Annotated in this window: 17 protein-coding genes; 9 read left to right on the top strand and 8 right to left on the bottom strand. The window is 68.1% G+C overall.

The genetic code is table 11. From position 1 onward, the window contains the following. Positions 1–8: 8 nt before the first annotated feature. Complete coding sequence (locus AB0M39_RS11160) at positions 9–374, top strand: VOC family protein (RefSeq protein ID WP_365362617.1); 366 nt, start codon at positions 9–11, stop codon at positions 372–374. 13 nt (positions 375–387) lie between these two features. On the opposite strand, the gene AB0M39_RS11155 is transcribed toward AB0M39_RS11160, so the two are convergent. Together AB0M39_RS11155 and dnaB are read right to left on the bottom strand one after the other, a co-directional pair. Beyond that, positions 388–735: a MerR family transcriptional regulator gene (locus tag AB0M39_RS11155; protein ID WP_365362615.1), complete on the bottom strand. Its 348-nt coding sequence runs from the start codon at positions 733–735 to the stop codon at positions 388–390. A gap of 152 nt (positions 736–887) precedes the next feature. Further along, positions 888–2,351: a replicative DNA helicase gene (gene dnaB / locus AB0M39_RS11150; RefSeq protein ID WP_365362788.1), complete on the bottom strand. Its 1,464-nt coding sequence runs from the start codon at positions 2,349–2,351 to the stop codon at positions 888–890. A 442-nt stretch (positions 2,352–2,793) separates the two neighbouring features. On the opposite strand from dnaB, the gene AB0M39_RS11145 reads away from it, so the two are divergent. Then, positions 2,794–4,131, top strand: a complete 1,338-nt coding sequence (locus AB0M39_RS11145; RefSeq protein ID WP_365362613.1) for an MATE family efflux transporter — start codon at positions 2,794–2,796, stop codon at positions 4,129–4,131. Positions 4,132–4,326: 195 nt separating this feature from the next. Here AB0M39_RS11145 and rplI read toward each other — a convergent pair whose 3' ends face one another. The 4 genes from rplI to rpsF form a co-directional block, all read right to left on the bottom strand. Next, positions 4,327–4,773 carry a 50S ribosomal protein L9 gene (gene rplI / locus AB0M39_RS11140; protein WP_365362611.1) on the bottom strand — a complete coding sequence of 149 codons (447 nt, stop codon included), beginning with the start codon at positions 4,771–4,773 and terminating at the stop codon, positions 4,327–4,329. An 18-nt stretch (positions 4,774–4,791) separates the two neighbouring features. Beyond that, entirely contained in the window at positions 4,792–5,028 is a 237-nt protein-coding gene (gene rpsR / locus AB0M39_RS11135) for a 30S ribosomal protein S18 (protein ID WP_005315025.1), read from the bottom strand. Between the two features lie 42 nt (positions 5,029–5,070). Beyond that, a complete protein-coding gene (locus tag AB0M39_RS11130) occupies positions 5,071–5,658 on the bottom strand; it encodes a single-stranded DNA-binding protein (RefSeq protein WP_365362609.1) in 588 nt (195 codons plus the stop codon). 73 nt (positions 5,659–5,731) lie between these two features. Further along, on the bottom strand, positions 5,732–6,022 hold the full coding sequence (gene rpsF / locus AB0M39_RS11125; protein WP_004950685.1) for a 30S ribosomal protein S6: 291 nt from the start codon (positions 6,020–6,022) through the stop codon (positions 5,732–5,734). Between the two features lie 270 nt (positions 6,023–6,292). On the opposite strand from rpsF, the gene AB0M39_RS11120 reads away from it, so the two are divergent. The 3 genes from AB0M39_RS11120 to AB0M39_RS11110 all read left to right on the top strand — a co-directional run bounded on the left by AB0M39_RS11120 (position 6,293) and on the right by AB0M39_RS11110 (position 9,083). Further along, positions 6,293–6,607: a hypothetical protein gene (locus AB0M39_RS11120; protein ID WP_365362607.1), complete on the top strand. Its 315-nt coding sequence runs from the start codon at positions 6,293–6,295 to the stop codon at positions 6,605–6,607. A 204-nt stretch (positions 6,608–6,811) separates the two neighbouring features. Then, positions 6,812–7,930, top strand: coding sequence for a peptidoglycan bridge formation glycyltransferase FemA/FemB family protein (locus tag AB0M39_RS11115; RefSeq protein ID WP_365362605.1), 1,119 nt, complete (start codon positions 6,812–6,814; stop codon positions 7,928–7,930). 121 nt (positions 7,931–8,051) lie between these two features. After that, positions 8,052–9,083, top strand: a complete 1,032-nt coding sequence (locus tag AB0M39_RS11110; protein ID WP_365362603.1) for an alanine racemase — start codon at positions 8,052–8,054, stop codon at positions 9,081–9,083. 185 nt (positions 9,084–9,268) lie between these two features. Here the strand turns inward: AB0M39_RS11110 and AB0M39_RS11105 are convergent, their stop codons facing one another. Together AB0M39_RS11105 and AB0M39_RS11100 are read right to left on the bottom strand one after the other, a co-directional pair. Further along, entirely contained in the window at positions 9,269–10,801 is a 1,533-nt protein-coding gene (locus AB0M39_RS11105; protein WP_365362601.1) for a glycosyltransferase 87 family protein, read from the bottom strand. A gap of 113 nt (positions 10,802–10,914) precedes the next feature. After that, the gene (locus AB0M39_RS11100; RefSeq protein ID WP_365362599.1) at positions 10,915–13,629 is read right to left on the bottom strand and encodes a transglycosylase domain-containing protein; all 2,715 of its coding nucleotides are present in this window, start codon (positions 13,627–13,629) and stop codon (positions 10,915–10,917) included. A 360-nt stretch (positions 13,630–13,989) separates the two neighbouring features. Between AB0M39_RS11100 and AB0M39_RS11095 the strand changes: the two genes are divergently transcribed. From AB0M39_RS11095 to AB0M39_RS11080, 4 genes are all read left to right on the top strand, one after another. Further along, on the top strand, positions 13,990–14,697 hold the full coding sequence (locus AB0M39_RS11095; protein ID WP_365362597.1) for a helix-turn-helix transcriptional regulator: 708 nt from the start codon (positions 13,990–13,992) through the stop codon (positions 14,695–14,697). Between the two features lie 59 nt (positions 14,698–14,756). Further along, positions 14,757–15,839, top strand: a complete 1,083-nt coding sequence (locus AB0M39_RS11090) for an inositol-3-phosphate synthase (RefSeq protein WP_365362595.1) — start codon at positions 14,757–14,759, stop codon at positions 15,837–15,839. 76 nt (positions 15,840–15,915) lie between these two features. Beyond that, a complete protein-coding gene (locus AB0M39_RS11085) occupies positions 15,916–17,184 on the top strand; it encodes an MFS transporter (RefSeq protein ID WP_365362593.1) in 1,269 nt (422 codons plus the stop codon). A gap of 64 nt (positions 17,185–17,248) precedes the next feature. Then, positions 17,249–17,803, top strand: coding sequence for a hypothetical protein (locus tag AB0M39_RS11080; protein ID WP_365362591.1), 555 nt, complete (start codon positions 17,249–17,251; stop codon positions 17,801–17,803). Positions 17,804–17,913: the final 110 nt, after the last annotated feature.

Raw genomic sequence — 17,913 nt, 5'->3', positions numbered from 1 at the left:
GGTCTGCCATGCCGATCAGCCTCAACCACACCATCGTCGCGGCCGCCGACAACGACCGCGCCGCGCGCTTCTTCGCAACGGTCACGGGCCTCGAGTACAGCGGCCCCGACCGGCACTTCGCCCCGGTACGCGTCAACGACTCCCTGACCCTGGACTTCCTCACGGCGCCCGAGCCGACGGGGGGCCACCTCGCCTTCGACGTCGACCCGGCCACCTTCGACGCGGTGCTCGCCCGGCTCCGGGACGCCTCCATTCCGTACGGAAACGACCCGGCCACCCCCGACAACGGCCGGACCGACCACCCGCTGTGCGCCCGCGGGCTCTACTTCTGCGACGACTCGGAGAACCTGTACGAGCTGATGTCCCCGGCTTGAGGGCGCCCTTGTCTCAGGGCTGCGCCAGATAGCCGGCGATGGCGTCCCGGCTGCGTTGGAGGCCGTCGATGCGCTCGTCGATGGCCGCCAACTCGCGGTTCAGAAGTGCCCGCAGATCCGCGCACCAGTCGAACCCGGGCTGTTCGCCGCCCCGGACACACGGCAGCACCGCGCGGATCACCTCGGTCGTCAGCCCCACGTTCAGCAGCGCACGCACCTGGCGCACGGTGAGCACGGAGTCCTCGTCGTACTCGCGGTAGCCGTTCGGCCCGCGCCGGGCGTCGAGCAGACCCTGCTCCTCGTAGTACCGCAGCAGCCGTGGGCTGACCCCGGTACGCCGGGCCATCTCCCCGATCAGCATGTGATCCGCCCCGTCTGAGGTTGGCCTTCGCATGGATGTGAAGGCTTAACGTCCCCTCGTGAGCAGGCATTCCGAGCAGCGGTGTGGCCGCCGACTGGTCTCGGGAGATGCCCCGGTCTCCGCGTCGACGGCCCTGGCTCTCTGCTCCGCGATCAGGTCTGCGCCATGTCCACGAAGCGGGAGTAGTGGCCCTGGAACGCGACCGTGATCGTCGCCGTCGGGCCGTTACGGTGCTTGGCCACGATCAGGTCCGCCTCGCCGGCGCGCGGCGACTCCTTCTCGTAGGCGTCCTCGCGGTGGAGCAGGATGACCATGTCCGCGTCCTGCTCGATCGAGCCCGACTCACGCAGGTCGGAGACCATCGGCTTCTTGTCTGTACGTTGCTCGGGACCACGGTTCAGCTGCGAAAGCGCGATCACCGGCAGCTCCAGCTCCTTCGCCAGCAGCTTCAGGTTTCGCGACATGTCCGAGACCTCCTGCTGGCGGCTCTCGGCGCGCTTGGAACCGCCGGACTGCATCAGCTGGAGGTAGTCGATGACGACCAGCTTCAGGTTGTTGCGCTGCTTCAGCCGCCGGCACTTCGCCCGGATCTCCATCATCGACAGGTTCGGCGAGTCGTCGATGTAGAGCGGCGCCTGCGAGACGTCCGGCATCCGGCGGGCCAGCCGCGTCCAGTCCTCGTCCGTCATCGTCCCGGAGCGCATGTGGTGCAGCGCCACGCGCGCCTCGGCGGACAGCAGGCGCATCGCGATCTCGTTGCGCCCCATTTCGAGGGAGAAGATCACGCTGGGCAGGTTGTTCTTGATCGAACAGGCTCGGGCGAAGTCCAGCGCCAGGGTCGACTTACCCATGGCGGGCCGGGCGGCGATGACGATCATCTGGCCGGGGTGCAGACCGTTGGTCAGCGAGTCGAAGTCGGTGAACCCGGTGGGCACTCCGGTCATCTCGCCGCTGCGGGACCCGATGGCCTCGATCTCGTCGAGCGCGCCCTCCATGATGTCGCCGAGCGGCAGATAGTCCTCGCTGGTGCGCTGCTCGGTGACGGCGTAGATCTCGGCCTGGGCGGAGTTGACGATCTCGTCGACGTCTCCGTCCGCCGCGTATCCCATCTGCGTGATCTTGGTGCCGGCCTCCACGAGCCTGCGCAGCACGGCGCGCTCGTGGACGATCTCCGCGTAGTACGAGGCGTTGGCCGCGGTCGGCACGGACTGGACCAGCGTGTGGAGATACGACGCTCCGCCGACCCGGGTGATCTCGCCGCGCTTGACCAGCTCCGCCGCGACGGTGATGGGGTCGGCCGGCTCGCCCTTGGCGTAGAGGTCGAGGATGGCCGTGTAGACCGTCTCATGGGCCGGGCGGTAGAAGTCGTTGCCCTTGATGATCTCCACGACGTCGGCGATGGCGTCCTTGGACAGCAGCATGCCGCCGAGAACGGACTGCTCGGCGTCGAGGTCCTGGGGAGGCACCCGCTCGAAGGCGGGGGAGCCTCCGTCCCAGCCGCCGCTGTCTCTGCCGCGGTCGTGCTGGTCGTCTCGGCTGCCCCGGCTGTCGTTGCGACGCTGGCGGGAGACGGGCAGACGGTCGCCGGGATCATCCGGGGCCCACGGGTCGTCCAAGGGCTCGGAAATGCTCACCCCGGCCACCTCCTCCCGTCCGCGCCGCGGACCTCGCCATGCCACTCTTTCTACGGCACAGCACTGACAAATCGAGCCGCCAGACTCCGCTTTCGGCGCGTCGGGCGACGGTCCACGGTAGGCCCGCCGGCACCGTCAGCCAATCTGGTTATCCACAGGCCGTGTGGACGAAGGACCAGATGCTGTGGAGAACCCCTCAGAACCTGTGCACGGACCGGGGGACAGCACTGTGGACAAATTCATAGCGCCCCCGCCACACCTGCCCTGACCTGGGGTTTTTCCGTCCACCGGCTGTGGGGGAGAAAAACTTTCCCGAGCGGACCAAGATCAGAACAAACGGCCCACAGCAGAACCCCCACCACGAGGTTCAGTAAGGACCTCAAATGCATTGCATCTCTTACCTGTGGAAGATTAGATTGCTGCCATGACTCAGGCTCCCGCGCCACCGAAGGCACGCAAGCGACGCCACGACCGTGAGATCGTCGCGCTCGCCCTCCCCGCCTTCGGCGCACTCGTCGCCGAGCCGCTTTTCGTGATGGTCGACAGCGCCGTCGTCGGCCATCTCGGCACCCCGCAGCTCGCGGGTCTGGCAGTCGCGGCCGCCCTGCTGATGACGGCCGTCAGCGTCTTCGTCTTCCTCGCGTACGCCACCACGGCAGCCGTCGCGCGCCGCGTCGGCGCGGGCGATCTGCCCGCGGCGATCCGCCAGGGCATGGACGGCATCTGGCTGGCGCTGATACTCGGCATCGCGGTCATCGCCTTCACGCTGCCCGCCGCCCCCTGGCTCGTCGAACTCTTCGGCACCTCCGACACGGCCTCCCCCTACGCCATCACCTACCTACGGATCTCCAGCCTCGGCATCCCCGCGATGCTGATCGTGCTGGCCGCCACCGGCGTACTCCGCGGCCTTCAGGACACCAAGACGCCCCTGTACGTCGCCATCGGCGGCTTCACCGCCAACGCCGTGCTCAACGTCGGACTCGTCTACGGCGCCGGCCTCGGCATCGCGGGCTCCGCCTGGGGAACCGTCATCGCCCAGTGCGCCATGGCCGTCGCCTATCTGGTCGTGGTCGTGCGCGGAGCGCGGCGACACGGCGCGTCGCTCCGTCCCGACGCGCCCGGCATACGGGCCAGCGCCCAGGCCGGCGTTCCGCTCCTGGTCCGTACGCTCTCCCTGCGCGCGGTCCTGATGATCGCCACGGCCGTCGCAGCCCGCCTCGGCGACACCGATATCGCCGCCCACCAGATCATCCTGTCCCTGTGGACCCTGATGGCCTTCGCGCTCGACGCGATCGCCATCGCCGGGCAGGCCATCATCGGTCGCTATCTGGGCGCAGGCGACGCGGACGGCGCTCGGGACGTCTGCCGCCGCATGGTGCAGTGGGGCATCGCCGCCGGTGTGGTGTTCGGCGTCCTGATCGTGCTCGCCCGGCCGCTCTTCACGCCCCTGTTCACGGGCGACGAGGCCGTGCAGGACACCCTGCTCCCAGCACTGCTGGTGGTCGCCCTTTCCCAGCCGATCGCGGGCGTCGTCTTCGTGCTCGACGGGGTGCTGATGGGCGCGGGCGACGGCCCCTACCTCGCCTGGGCGATGGTGCTGACACTCGCGGTGTTCGCGCCGGTGGCGCTGCTCATCCCCCCGCTGGGAGGCGGCCTCACGGCGCTGTGGTGGGCCATGACGCTGATGATGGCCGTGCGATTGCTGACCCTCTGGCTCCGTGCGCGCTCCGGCCGCTGGATCGTCACGGGGGCCACGCGCTGACCTGATGGTCGCCTGGGAATGTTCCACGTGAAACATCCCAGACGGCACCACATGACGCCCAATGACGCCCAATCGCGCCAGATGATCCCAGATGTTTCACGTGAAACGCGGCGACCGGCTAGAGAGCCAGAAGCAGGCGAAAGGGCCGCACCCCTGGGGGTGCGGCCCTCTCATCTGCTCAGTCGAGCGCAACGCTTAGGCGGCGACGACCTCGACGCCCAGCTTCGCGGCAACCTCGGGGTGCAGACGCACGGACACCTGGTGCGAGCCCAGGGTCTTGATCGGCGAACCGAGCTCAACGCGGCGCTTGTCGACCTCCGGACCACCGGCAGCCTTGATCGCCGAGGCGATGTCGGCCGGGGTGACGGAGCCGAAGAGACGGCCGGCGTCGCCGGAGCGAACAGCCAGACGCACCTTGACGGCCTCGAGCTGGCCCTTGACGGAGTTGGCCTGCTCGATGGTCGCGATCTCGTGGATCTTGCGGGCGCGGCGGATCTGCGCCACGTCCTTCTCGCCACCCTTGGTCCAGCGGATCGCGAAACCGCGCGGGATCAGGTAGTTGCGAGCGTAACCGTCCTTGACGTCGACGACGTCGCCAGCGGCACCGAGGCCAGAGACCTCGTGAGTGAGGATGATCTTCATGATTCGGTCACCCTCCCCTTATCGCGCGGTGGACGTGTAGGGCAGCAGCGCCATCTCACGGCTGTTCTTCACGGCCGTGGCGACGTCACGCTGGTGCTGCGTGCAGTTGCCGGTCACGCGGCGGGCACGGATCTTGCCGCGGTCGGAAATGAACTTCCGCAGCATGTTCGTGTCCTTGTAGTCCACGTAAGCGGTCTTGTCCTTGCAGAATGCGCAGACCTTCTTCTTCGGCTTGCGCACAGGCGGCTTCGCCATGTGTATCTCCTGTGTGATCAAGAAGTGGGGTACGAGCTGCCCTTAGAAGGGGGGCTCGTCCGAGTAGCCGCCGCCGGAACCGCCGGAGCTTCCGCCCCAGCTGCCCCCACCGCTCTGCTGGCCGCCGCCGGCCGGCGCGCTGGAGGCCCAGGGGTCGTCGGCGGGTGCACCGCCGCCGCCCTGCTGCTGGCCTCCACCGGAACCGCCGCCCCAGTTGCCGCCGCCCTGCTGCTGACCGCCGCCGTAGCCGCCCTGGCCGCCGCGACCGGTGGTCTTGGTGACCTTGGCCGTGGCGTTCTTCAAGCTGGGGCCGACTTCCTCGACGTCCAGCTCGTAGACCGTGCGCTTGACGCCCTCACGGTCCTCGTAGGACCGCTGCTTCAGCCGACCCTGCACGACGACACGCATGCCGCGCTGGAGCGACTCAGCGACGTTCTCCGCCGCCTGACGCCAGACCGAGCAGGTCAGGAAGAGGCTTTCGCCGTCCTTCCACTCGTTGGTCTGACGGTCGAAGGTGCGGGGAGTAGACGCGACGCGGAACTTCGCGACGGCCGCCCCGGACGGGGTGAAGCGCAGCTCGGGGTCGTCGACAAGATTTCCGACGACCGTGATGACGGTCTCGCCTGCCATGGGTGAACCTCTCGGCGGGATTGCTTCTGGCTGCTTGCTGCTACTCGAACCCGATGACCTCTGAGCTAGGTGCTCAGTGGGTCTCGGGACGGAGGACCTTGGTCCGGAGGACCGACTCGTTCAGGTTCATCTGTCGGTCGAGCTCCTTGACGACCGCAGGCTCGGCCTGCAGGTCGATGACCGAGTAGATGCCCTCGGGCTTCTTCTTGATCTCGTAAGCGAGACGACGACGGCCCCAGGTGTCGACCTTCTCAACCTTTCCGTTGCCCTCACGGACGACGGAGAGGAAGTTCTCGATCAGCGGGGAGACAGCGCGCTCCTCGAGATCGGGGTCGAGGATGACCATCACCTCGTAGTGACGCATGTAAAACCCACCTCCTTTGGACTCAGCGGCCACGGTCGTTCCGTGGCAGGAGGGTCGTGATGCGTAAGCAACAGTGCCTGAGTAAATCAGCCGCCACTGACAATCCCGGGGGATCGCGTTGTGGCCTGGGCAGACACCGGTGCAGACCGTACACAGTACCTGGAGACGTGCTTCCGGTTGAAATCCGGTGGCCAGCGGACGCAATCTGTACACATCGGGTGTGCGCGGCGCTACGATGCGCCGCCTTCCGGCAACGCCAGGAGGTGCCTCATGGCACAGGCAATGCGACGTACGTCCTCGGTCTCCCTCTTCGCCACCGACGGCAAGCCTCACCCCCTCCAGGACACCCTGGTCGTGGTGACTCTGGTCCTCGGAGCCGTCGCCTTCGTCTCGGCGATGTTCCACAGCCTCCATCTGCTCAGCTCGTGGGCCGGACTGGTGGGAATCCTCACCGGCGCATACGGCCAGTTCATCTCGGAGACGACCCGCGAGCGATTCCCCCTGGTCATCGGCCTCGGCGCGTCCGCGCTCGGCTTCTTCCTCGGCATGGCGCACGGCGGACTCTTCGGCGGACTCATCGGCTAGAGATCGGCCGGGAAGGCCGAGAAGAAGGGGACGGGGTCGGCGTGGACCCTGGTGGGACAGGCGCCGCGGCACGAGGCGGACGGCCGGCCCGCAACGGCCGTCCGCCCTACGCCCATCCGGGCCGCTCCCCCAGCGCAGTAGGCTTCGGCGCGAGAGCCGGAGCCCCTGTACCCATGGGGACACGCCAGCCGAGGAGCGCCCCGCATGAGCCTGACCCTGAGGACCATCAGCCGAGAGCAGCATCTGGCATACATCCAGACACTGCCCGCGGCCAGTCACTGCCAGGTCCCGGCGTGGGCAGACGTGAAGACCGAATGGCGCTCGGAGAACCTGGGCTGGTTCGACAAGAGCGGTGAGCTGGTGGGCGTGGGCCTGGTGCTCTACCGCCAGCTGCCCAAGATCAAGCGCTACCTCGCCTATCTGCCCGAGGGCCCGGTGATCAACTGGTACGCGCCGAACCTGGACGACTGGCTGCAGCCGATGCTCGCCCACCTCAGGCAGCAGGGCGCCTTCTCCGTGAAGATGGGCCCGCCCGTGGTCATCCGCCGCTGGGACGCGCCCGCGATCAAGGCCGGCATCCAGGACCCCGACGTGAAGCGGCTGCGCGACGTCGAGGCGACGCACATCGAGCCGCGCGCCTTCGAGGTGGCCGACCGGCTGCGGAAGATGGGCTGGCAGCAGGGCGAGGACGGCGGCGCCGGCTTCGGCGACGTCCAGCCGCGGTACGTCTACCAGGTGCCGCTGGCCAACCGGTCGCTCGACGACGTCCTCAAGGGCTTCAACCAGCTGTGGCGACGCAACATCAAGAAGGCCGAGAAGGCCGGCGTCGAGGTCGTCCAGGGCGGCTACGACGACCTCGCCGAGTGGCAGCGGCTGTACGAGATCACGGCCGTGCGCGATCACTTCCGCCCGCGCCCGCTCTCGTACTTCCAGCGCATGTGGTCGGTGCTCAACTCCGAGGACCCCAACCGCATGCGGCTGTACTTCGCGCGGCACAACGGCGTGAACCTGTCCGCGGCGACGATGCTCGTCGTCGGAGGCCATGTCTGGTACTCCTACGGCGCCTCCGACAACATCGGCCGCGAGGTCCGGCCCTCGAACGCGATGCAGTGGCGGATGCTGCGCGACGCGTACGCGATGGGCGCGAGCGTCTACGACCTGCGCGGCATCAGCGACTCGCTGGACGAGACCGACCATCTCTTCGGCCTGATCCAGTTCAAGGTCGGCACCGGCGGCGAGGCCGTGGAGTACGTCGGCGAGTGGGACTTCCCGCTCAACAAGCTGCTCCACAAGGCGCTCGACATCTACATGTCCCGTCGCTGACACGGCTCGAGCGGGCGGCGCCCACCATGCCGAGTACGGGGCCGTCAGGTCCGTCGTAGTCTCGTAGTTCTCGTACATACCTCTGATACACCGCAGCCATCAGAAAGGTTCCGGGCCGGCCATGGCGCTCTCCCTTTACGTCGACACCGCTCGCTGGCGGGCGCACCAGAAGTCCGTGATCGACCAGTTCCCAGGCCTCGTCCCGGTCTGCAAGGGCAACGGCTACGGCTTCGGTCATGAGCGGCTCTCGGAGGAGGCCTCCCGCTTCGGCTCCGACATGCTGGCGGTCGGCACCACCTACGAGGCGGCCCGGATCAAGGACTGGTTCAGCGGTGACCTCCTCGTCCTGACGCCCTTCCGGCGAGGCGAAGAACCGGTTCCGCTGCCCGACCGCGTCGTCCGCTCGGTCTCCTCGGTCGACGGCGTGCACGCCCTGGTGGGCGCGCGCGTGGTCATCGAGTGCATGAGCTCGATGAAGCGCCACGGCGTGCACGAGAACGAGCTGTCCCAGCTGCACGCCGCCATAGAGGACGTACGGCTGGAGGGCTTCGCCCTTCACCTCCCGCTGGACCGCACGGACGGCTCGGACGCCGTCGAGGAGGTCATCGGCTGGATGGACCGGCTGCGCGCGGCGAGGCTGCCGCTGCACACCATGTTCGTCAGCCATCTGCGCGCCGAGGAGCTGGCCCGGCTCCAGCAGCAGTTCCCGCAGACCCGTTTCCGGGCCCGCATCGGCACCCGGCTGTGGCTCGGCGACCACGAGGCGACCGAGTACACCGGCGCCGTCCTCGACGTCACCCGCGTCTCCAAGGGGGATCGTTTCGGCTACCGCCAGCAGAAGGCCGCGTCCGACGGCTGGCTGGTGGTCGTCGCGGGCGGCACGTCCCACGGCGTCGGCCTGGAGGCCCCGAAGGCGCTGCACGGTGTGATGCCGCGCGCCAAGGGCGTCGCCCGCGCCGGCCTGGCGACGGTCAACCGCAATCTCTCGCCGTTCGTGTGGGCGGGCAAGCAGCGCTGGTTCGCGGAGCCGCCGCACATGCAGGTGTCGATCCTCTTCGTGCCGGCAGACGCCCAGGAGCCGAAGGTCGGCGACGAGCTGGTGGCTCACCTGCGCCACACGACGACGCAGTTCGACCGCCTGGTCGACCGCTAGAGGCACGAGGAGACCGCTGAGGCGACTGGGACCGCTGAGGCGACCGAGGAGGGCCAGGACGGGCCCTCCAGGGCCTCAGCGGCGCTCTGGAGCGTTCCCCGCCGCCCTATAGCCGGTCACTGGCGCTACAGGCGGCTGCAGGGCTCTATAGCGCTCACGAGCCGCCCACACCGCCCCAGGGCGGTCTAGGCGGTCGGCCGGGCCCCGGCGCCGCCTGCGATGGCCTCCGTGCCCCAGTCCACCTTCGGAGCGTCCTCGACGGCGGGCGCCGCATGCCGGGGCGGACGAGCCGCCTTCCCCAGGACGAACGCGTCCTCGGCCCCGTCCAGAACACCGCCCGAGGGGTCGTCCGACCCGTCGCCGCGCACTCCGTCGCGCTCCGGCATCAGGATGTCCCGGACGATCACCGCGCACAGGTACAGCGTCCCCAGCAGATGCAGCGCGATGGCGACCTGGTAGCCCTCGGGCGGCAGCCCCTGGTGCTTCTGGCTCGTCGTGTACGCGAGGTACATCCAGATCCCCAGGAAGTACATGACCTCGCAGGCCTGCCAGATCAGGAAGTCCCGCCAGCGGGGCCTGGCCAGCGCGGCCAGCGGAATCAGCCACAGCACGTACTGCGGCGAGTAGACCTTGTTGGTGAGGATGAACGCGGCGACCACCAGGAAGGCGAGCTGTGCGAAGCGCGGCCGCCTCGGCGCGGTGAGGGTCAGCGCCGCGATGCCGGCGCAGGCGAGCAGCATCAGCAGCATCGCGTAGGTGTTCACGGAATCGACGTCGATAGGCTCGCCGGTGCGCTGCGTGATGATCAGCCAGAACGAGCCGAAGTCGATCTGCCGCTCCTCGCTGAAGGTGTAGAACTTCTTCCACCCCTCCGGCGCCATCAGCATCACGGGCAGGTTCACCGCCAGCCAGGCCCCGGCCGCGCCGAGCGTCGCCGTGGCGAATTCGCGCCACTTGCCCGCACGCCAGCACAGCAGGAACAGCGGCCCGAGCAGCAGCACGGGATAGAGCTTGGCGGCGGTCGCCAGCCCGATGAGGACGCCGAAGGCCAGCACCCGGCCGCGCGACCACATCAGCATCGCCGCGGCCGTCAGCGCCACGGCCAGCAGATCCCAGTTGATCGTCGCGGTGAGCGCGAAGGCGGGCGCCAGGGCCACCAGCAGGGCGTCCCAGGGCCGGCGGCGGTGCGTGCGGGCCACACAGACGGCGATGACCGCGGCGCAGATCATCAGCATGCCCGCGTTGATCATCCAGTACGTCTGCTCCTGGTTCTGGGTGGACCCGTCGGCCAGATTGAGCCAGGACGCGACCTGCATGAACAGGCCCGTCAGCACCGGGTACTCCAGGTACTCCATGTCGCCCGGCAGCCGGTCGAAGTACGGAATGAGCCCTTCCGAGAAGCCGCGCCCCAGGAAGAGGTGCGGGATGTCGGAGTAGCAGGCGTGCGTGTACTGAGAGCTCGTGCCCCGGAACCAGGCCCAGTTGTAGCAGGGCATCTTCTGGGCCATGCCCAGCGCGAACATGCCGATGGCCACCAGTGCGATGACGCGCACCGGAGTGAGACGGCCGCTGCTTCTCGGCAGCGCCCAGCGACCGGCCGGGCCGCCGATCAGCTCGCTGCCGGCCGCGGCGATCTTGTCCTGCCACGTGGGCCGCACGTCCGGCCGTGTGTCTCGCCGGTCGTCCTGGTGCACGCTCGTCTCTTCTGCGCTGGGCATGCTGCACATCCTGCCGTACGGCGCCGGGGACACGGCGAGGGCCGCCGCACCGGAGGCGCACGGTCAGCGTGCGTTCCGGATGCGACGGCCCTCAGGCTGCGTCGGCGCGGCGGCTACTCGTCGTCTGGGCCGCCGATGAATCCGCCGGCGTCGTTGCCTGCGTTGGCGCCTGGCGACGTCGTGGGAGAGGTCGTCGGCTGGCCGGTCGGTCCGCCGTTGTTGGCCCCTCCGTTGTTGTTGCCGCCGTTTTTCCCGCCGCCGATGTTCGTGCCCGGCTGGCAGTTCGGGTCCTGCCACGGGTTGCAGGACTGGGTCGGGTCGGGGCTGGTCGAAGGCGTCGTCGAAGGCGTCGTGGACGGAGTCGTCGAAGGCGTCGTGGACGGAGTCGTGGTCGGCGTCGGCTTCGGGCTCTCCAGGCCGCCGCCCCAGACCGCCTCGCCGTCGAGGGGCTCAGGCTCCGGGAAGCTCAGCTTCTTCTCGCCCTTGAGCGCCTCGGACATATAGCTCTGCCAGATCTCCGAGGGGAACGAGGCGCCGTGGATCTCGCTCTTGCCGCCGGTGCCGTACATCTCGAGGAACTCGCGCTTCTCGTTCTTCTCATTGTCGTCCAGCCGGTACATATCGATGGCGGTCGACAGCTGCGGCGTGTAGCCGACGAACCAGGCCGACTTGTTGCCGTCGGTCGTACCGGTCTTGCCGGCGACCTCACGCCCGGGGATCCGGGCGTTCTTGCCGGTGCCCTCCTCGACGACGTCCTTCAGCACGTCGGTCACGTTGCTCGAGATGGCCGGGGAGAAGGCTCGATCGAGGTCCTCCTCGTGCTTGTAGACCACCTTGGCCCCGTGCTCGACCTTGGTGACGGAGTACGGGTCTGCCTGCTCGCCCTCGGCCGCGAAGGTCGCGTACGCGCCGGCCATACGGATGGCGCTGGGGTCGGAGATGCCGATCGAGAAGGACGGCACATCCGACTTGGACAGGCTGTCCGGGAGGAGACCGGAGTCCAAGGCCGCCTGCCTGACCTGCGGAATTCCAATGTCCATGCCCAGCTGGACGAACGGCGAGTTGGCTGAGTGGATCATGGCCTCGCGCAGGCTGATGTCCTTGTAGGACTCATCGCCGTCGTTGCGCTGGAGCCACTCCTGGCCCTTCTCATTGGTCCAGATGTCGCCGTTGTACTGCTTGATCTTGAGCTTGTTCACGCCGTTGTAGCGGCTCTTGTCGGGGTCGACGAGGGTCCGCTCCACCGCCGACTGCTCGGGACCCAGCCGTGGGTCGCGCACGCCGTCGCGCATGGCGGCCGCCAGCACGAACGGCTTGAAGGTCGATCCGACCTGGGCGCCGGTCCGGTCGGCGTTGTTGGTGAAGTGCTTGGTCGCGTCCTCGCCGCCGTAGATGGCGATGATCTTGCCGGTCTTCGGCTCGACCGAGGCGCCGCCGAACTGGACGTGCGTGTCCGTCTTCGGCCGCTTGTCGGGCTTGATGTTCTTCTCGCGGACCTTCTTGACGGCCTTCTCGAGCTCCTGGACCTTCTTCTTGTCGAAGGTCGTGTGGATCTCGTAGCCGCCCTGGGAGAGCCGCTTGGCGTCGATGCCCTCTTCGTTGTTGTTGAGGAAGTTGGACTTGGCCAGGTCCACCAGATAGCCGATCTGGCCGCTCAGCTGAGCGTTCTTCTTCGGGCTGTCCGGCATCGGGAACTTCTTGAACTTCTCCCGCTCGGCCGCGGGCAGGTGGTCGTCCTTGACCATCTCGTCGAGGATCCAGCCCCAGCGCTCGTTGGCGCGCTCGAGGTTCTTCTCCTTGGTCGCCGTCGTGTCGATGTCGGTGGCGCCCGCGGGGTCGAAGTACGTCGGGCCCTTGAGCAGCGCGGCGAGGAAGGCGCACTCGCTCGGGTTCAGGTCCCTGGCGTTCTTCCCGTAGTACGTGCGGGCCGCGGCCTGGATTCCATAGGCGCCGCGCCCGTAGTACGAGGTGTTCAGATAGCCGGCCATGATCTCCGACTTGTCCATGTCCGTGCCGACCCTTATCGAGATGAACAGCTCCTTGACCTTGCGGCTCAAGGTCTGCGACTGGTCACCGAGGTGGGCGTTCTTCACGTACTGCTGGGTGATCGTGGAGCCGCCCTGGGTCTGGCCGCCCTTGGCCATGTTGACCACGGCGCGGGTGATGCCCATCGGGTCGATGCCCGAGTCGGTCTTGAACGACTTGTTCTCCGCGGAGATCACCGCGTTCTGCATGGCCTCGGGGATCTGCTCGATCCCGATGATCTGCCGGTTGATCTCACCGCCGGTGGCTGCCATCTGGGTGCCGTCGGCCCAGTAGTAGACGTTGTTCTGCGCGGTGGCCGTCTCTTCCGGGATCGGGACCTCCACCATCGCGTACGCGATGGTGGCAGCGGTCATCACACCGCCGACGAAGGCCAGGAAGAGCCCGGTGACGAGCTTCCACGACGGAACCCAGCGCCGCCATCCGTACTTGTTATGGCGCGGATAGTCGATGAACCGCTTCTTGGGCGGGCGTCCCCCGCGACCGCGGCCGGGAACCTCATGGCCCCCGCCGCCACCGCCGCCGCCACGCCTGCCGCCGCCCCGGCCGCCATGGCCGACGCTCGCGGACTCGTCCGGGCGCCGGCGGCTGCCACCGCGCTGCGCGGCGCGCCGGGCATCGGCCCGGCCGCTGAACGGACGCTCCTCACCAGAGGAGGCGGAAGGGGACGCTGCTGCGCCGCGGGGCTGGGCTGCACGGCGGCCGGAGGGCTGCTGGGCGGCCCGCCTGGCCCCGGCACGCCCGCCACCTTGCGCCTGCGGCGGTTTGCGACGGTGCTCGCTCATCGAACGACTACTCCTCGGGCAGGCGAGACGCCTGGAAGCGGCAGTTGATTTCCGGTCCCCCCGAAATGGATACGGACCCGGTCCCTGAAGGACTCAGCGTCCGTGCATCCACGGCGATGACGCTCACAGGCGTCACATGGTTCCCGGCGGTCTGCATGCCGGACAGACTACGCACGGTCAAAACACCCCTAACACTGAAGTTCACACCAAATCAGGCAAGTTGCGCCCTATGAATTGACGATGTGACGCCGTTCACGATGACCCCTCTTGTCGCAGCAAGCACGCGGCTCTATCGTGCTGATGTATCGAGTCGATACATCAGCACGACATAAGAGACCGGGATCGGCGAGGGAGGCGACGATGAGCAGACGCTCCGGCATCCTCGAGTTCGCCGTACTCGGTCTGCTCCGCGAGGCTCCCATGCACGGTTACGAGCTGCGCAAACGGCTCAATACCTCGCTGGGGATCTTCCGGGCCTTCAGCTACGGGACCCTCTACCCCTGCCTCAAGACGCTGGTCGCCAGCGGTTGGTTGATCGAAGAGCCGGGAAGCGCCGCCGAGGAAGCCCTCGCCGCTTCACTCGCAGGACGGCGCGCGAAGATCGTCTATCGGTTGACGGCAGAAGGCAAAGAGCATTTCGAGGAGCTCCTGTCGCACACCGGCCCGGACGCCTGGGAGGACGAGCACTTCGCGGCTCGCTTCGCCTTCTTCGGCCAGACGGAGCGCGAAGTGCGGATGCGGGTGCTCGAGGGTCGTCGCAGCCGGCTGGAGGAGCGTCTGGAGAAGATGCGTGCCTCCCTGGCCCGTACGCGCGAGCGCCTCGACGACTACACGCTTGAGCTGCAGCGTCACGGAATGGAATCCGTGGAGCGCGAAGTGCGCTGGCTGAACGAGCTCATCGAGAGCGAGCGGGCGGGGCGGGATCAACGCCCCCAGAGCTCACCTCAGCAGGACAACACACCTGGAGAGACGGGCGGCCTGCCCCGGCACGGGGAGACGGAGACCTCCGGGGGCACGCCCCCGGGTTCCTCCACCCGGCCGGATCCGTCCGACGACACCGCCAAGTAAGGCTCTGCGGTCCGCAGGGTTTCATCCGGAATACCGAGATCAAACAGGGAGCAACCGGAATGGGTTCGGTTCGCGTAGCCATCGTCGGCGTGGGCAACTGCGCCGCCTCGCTGGTGCAGGGCGTCGAGTACTACAAGGACGCCGACCCGGCCGGCAAGGTGCCGGGTCTGATGCACGTCCAGTTCGGCGACTACCACGTCTCCGACGTCGAGTTCGTGGCCGCCTTCGACGTGGACGCCAAGAAGGTTGGCCTCGACCTGGCCGACGCCATCGGCGCCAGCGAGAACAACACCATCAAGATCTGCGACGTGCCGAACTCCGGCGTGACCGTCCAGCGCGGCCACACCTACGACGGCCTGGGCAAGTACTACCGCCAGACCATCGAGGAGTCCGCCGAGGCCCCGGTCGACATCGTCCAGATCCTCAAGGACAAGCAGGTCGACGTTCTCGTCTGCTACCTGCCCGTCGGCTCCGAGGACGCTGCGAAGTACTACGCGCAGTGCGCCATCGACGCCAAGGTCGCCTTCGTCAACGCCCTCCCGGTCTTCATCGCCGGCACCAAGGAGTGGGCCGACAAGTTCACCGAGGCTGGCGTCCCGATCGTCGGCGACGACATCAAGTCCCAGGTCGGCGCCACCATCACGCACCGCGTGATGGCGAAGCTCTTCGAGGACCGGGGCGTCGTCCTGGACCGCACGATGCAGCTGAACGTCGGCGGCAACATGGACTTCAAGAACATGCTCGAGCGTGAGCGCCTTGAGTCCAAGAAGATCTCCAAGACGCAGGCCGTCACCTCCCAGATCCGTGACCGCGAGCTCGGTGAGGACAACGTCCACATCGGCCCGTCGGACTACGTGGCCTGGCTGGACGACCGCAAGTGGGCGTACGTGCGCCTCGAGGGCCGCGCCTTCGGCGACGTCCCGCTGAACCTCGAGTACAAGCTCGAGGTGTGGGACTCCCCGAACTCCGCGGGCGTCATCATCGACGCCGTGCGCGCCGCGAAGATCGCCAAGGACCGCGGCATCGGCGGCCCGATCCTCTCCGCGTCCTCGTACTTCATGAAGTCCCCGCCGGTCCAGTACTTCGACGACGAGGCCCGCGAGAACGTCGAGAAGTTCATCCAGGGCGAGGTCGAGCGCTAAGCGTTCGCCAGCTCGACTGAGGAGGGTCCCCGGGTAATACGCCCGGGGACCCTCCTCGTGTGTGAGGCTTGATCGCATGTCTGTCGTACGTGATCTGCGCGTACTCCTGCGACTGTCCGGCTTCCGCCGACTGCTGGTCGTCCGGCTGCTCTCCCAGTCGGCCGACGGCGTCTATCAGGTCGCGCTCGCCACGTACGTGGTCTTCTCTCCGGAGAAACAGACCTCACCGGCCGCCATCGCCTCCGCCATGGCGGTGCTGCTGCTGCCGTACTCCCTGGTCGGCCCATTCGCCGGCGTTCTCCTGGACCGCTGGCAGCGCCGTCAGGTCTTCCTGTACGGGAATCTGCTGCGGGCGCTGCTCGCCTGCGGCACCGCCCTGCTGATCCTGGCCTCCGTGCCCGACTGGCTCTTCTACGCCTCCGCCCTGTCCGTCACGGCGCTCAACCGTTTCGTGCTGGCCGGGCTCTCGGCCTCACTGCCCCGGGTGGTCGACGACGACCGACTGGTCATGGCGAACTCGCTGTCGCCGACGGCCGGCACCCTCGCCGCCACCGCGGGTGGGGGGCTCGCCTTCGCGGTGCGGCTGGTGGCCTCGGACTCCGACGCCGCGGTGGTGCTGCTCGGCGCAGCGCTCTACCTCTGCTCGGCTCTGGCGGCCCTGCGGATCGCGCGTGATCTGCTCGGTCCCGACCCGGAGTTGATCCAGCCGCGGCTCGTCGCCGCACTGTCGTCCACAGCGCACGGGCTGAAGGCCGGACTGCGCCACCTGGCACAACGCCGCGCCGCGGCCCGCGTGCTGGCCGCGATGACGGTGATGCGCTTCTGCTACGGCGCGCTGACGGTGATGGTTCTGATGCTCTGCCGCTACGGCTGGTCGGACGGGGAGTCGGAGGGCCTGGCGCTCCTCGGTGCGGCGGTGGCCGTCTCTGGCGCGGGGTTCTTCGCCGCGGCGGTGGTGACTCCCTGGGCAGTCGGCCGGCTCGGCCAGTTCGGGTGGGTGGTGGCGTGCGCGGGGGCGGCGGCCGTGCTCGAACCCGCCCTGGCGCTGCCCTTCGCCCCCGTGCCGATGATGATCGCCGCCTTCGTCCTGGGGCTCATCACCCAGGGATCGAAGATCGCGACCGACACAGTGGTGCAGGTGTCGGTGGACGACGAGTTCCGCGGAAGGGTCTTCGCCCTGTACGACGTGCTCTTCAACGTCGCCTTCGTCTGCGCCGCGGGGGTCGCCGCGCTGGTCCTGCCTCCCGACGGCCGATCGGTCCCCCTGGTCGTCGCGGTCGCGGTCGTCTATGCAGCGGTGGCCGCAACCATGGCCCGTTGGAAGCGTGTTGGCGCCGTCATATAGCGTGCGCGCGTCAAACATTGATCGCGAGCTTCCGCTTCGCGTGTTTTCACTGGGGGACTTCAGCATGACTTACCCGCCGCAGCAGGGCCAAGGTGCTTACGGGCACCCTGATCCGTATGCCCAGCAGGCGCCTCAGCCGTACCCGCCGCAGCCCGGCTACGGATATCCGCAGCAGCCCCAGCAGGGGTACGGCCACCCGCAACAGCACCCGGGTCCGCAGCAGCCCGGCCAGCCCTACCCGCAGCAGCAGTGGCAGGCTCCGCCGCCGCCCGCTCCCCGTCGTGGGGGCCTCGGCATCAAGACGATCCTGAAGATAGTCGTCGCCGTCATCGCGTTGATCGCCTTCGGAATCTTCTACCTGATGAGCCAGGACGACGCCGACAAGGCAGAGGCCGGCGACTGCATGACGAACAACGGATCCACGGGCACTCCCGATCTCGAGGTCGTGGAGTGCGGCGGCGCGAAGGCCGAGTTCAAGGTCGTCTCCGTGCACGCGGACACCTCGGACACCACGATCTGCGAGGGCAAGGCCGACATGGGCTACTTCGAGCAGACGAGCGGCGGCCGCCGCAGCTCGGGCAAGCAGTTCGTGCTCTGCCTGAACAACATCAAGAAGTAGTCGCATACGCCGAGGGGCGATCAACTCCCGCAGATACGCGCTGAACTCCACGGACGCGGCCACCGCCCGGGCGGCCGTCTCCTCGGAGGGCTTCAGCTCGTACATCCCGC

It is taken from the genome of Streptomyces sp. NPDC051907 (assembly GCF_040681075.1).
Classification (GTDB): Bacteria; Actinomycetota; Actinomycetes; order Streptomycetales; family Streptomycetaceae; genus Streptomyces.
The sequence above is the reverse complement of the archived record's forward strand: the minus strand, read 5'-3'. Positions and strand labels throughout refer to the sequence as shown.

What these genes read in the sequence shown, in the direction of transcription:
- AB0M39_RS11090 (WP_365362595.1), top strand. Translation starts at nt 14,757, where the DNA reads ATGGGTTCGGTTCGCGTAGCCATCGTCGGCGTGGGCAACTGCGCCGCC.
- rpsR (WP_005315025.1), bottom strand. Translation starts at nt 5,028, where the DNA reads ATGGCGAAGCCGCCTGTGCGCAAGCCGAAGAAGAAGGTCTGCGCATTC.
- AB0M39_RS11115 (WP_365362605.1), top strand. Translation starts at nt 6,812, where the DNA reads ATGAGCCTGACCCTGAGGACCATCAGCCGAGAGCAGCATCTGGCATAC.
- AB0M39_RS11105 (WP_365362601.1), bottom strand. Translation starts at nt 10,801, where the DNA reads ATGCCCAGCGCAGAAGAGACGAGCGTGCACCAGGACGACCGGCGAGAC.
- AB0M39_RS11160 (WP_365362617.1), top strand. Translation starts at nt 9, where the DNA reads ATGCCGATCAGCCTCAACCACACCATCGTCGCGGCCGCCGACAACGAC.
- AB0M39_RS11095 (WP_365362597.1), top strand. Translation starts at nt 13,990, where the DNA reads ATGAGCAGACGCTCCGGCATCCTCGAGTTCGCCGTACTCGGTCTGCTC.
- rpsF (WP_004950685.1), bottom strand. Translation starts at nt 6,022, where the DNA reads ATGCGTCACTACGAGGTGATGGTCATCCTCGACCCCGATCTCGAGGAG.
- AB0M39_RS11130 (WP_365362609.1), bottom strand. Translation starts at nt 5,658, where the DNA reads ATGGCAGGCGAGACCGTCATCACGGTCGTCGGAAATCTTGTCGACGAC.
- AB0M39_RS11100 (WP_365362599.1), bottom strand. Translation starts at nt 13,629, where the DNA reads ATGAGCGAGCACCGTCGCAAACCGCCGCAGGCGCAAGGTGGCGGGCGT.
- AB0M39_RS11080 (WP_365362591.1), top strand. Translation starts at nt 17,249, where the DNA reads ATGACTTACCCGCCGCAGCAGGGCCAAGGTGCTTACGGGCACCCTGAT.
- AB0M39_RS11110 (WP_365362603.1), top strand. Translation starts at nt 8,052, where the DNA reads ATGGCGCTCTCCCTTTACGTCGACACCGCTCGCTGGCGGGCGCACCAG.
- rplI (WP_365362611.1), bottom strand. Translation starts at nt 4,773, where the DNA reads ATGAAGATCATCCTCACTCACGAGGTCTCTGGCCTCGGTGCCGCTGGC.
- AB0M39_RS11120 (WP_365362607.1), top strand. Translation starts at nt 6,293, where the DNA reads ATGGCACAGGCAATGCGACGTACGTCCTCGGTCTCCCTCTTCGCCACC.
- AB0M39_RS11085 (WP_365362593.1), top strand. Translation starts at nt 15,916, where the DNA reads ATGTCTGTCGTACGTGATCTGCGCGTACTCCTGCGACTGTCCGGCTTC.
- AB0M39_RS11145 (WP_365362613.1), top strand. Translation starts at nt 2,794, where the DNA reads ATGACTCAGGCTCCCGCGCCACCGAAGGCACGCAAGCGACGCCACGAC.
- AB0M39_RS11155 (WP_365362615.1), bottom strand. Translation starts at nt 735, where the DNA reads ATGCTGATCGGGGAGATGGCCCGGCGTACCGGGGTCAGCCCACGGCTG.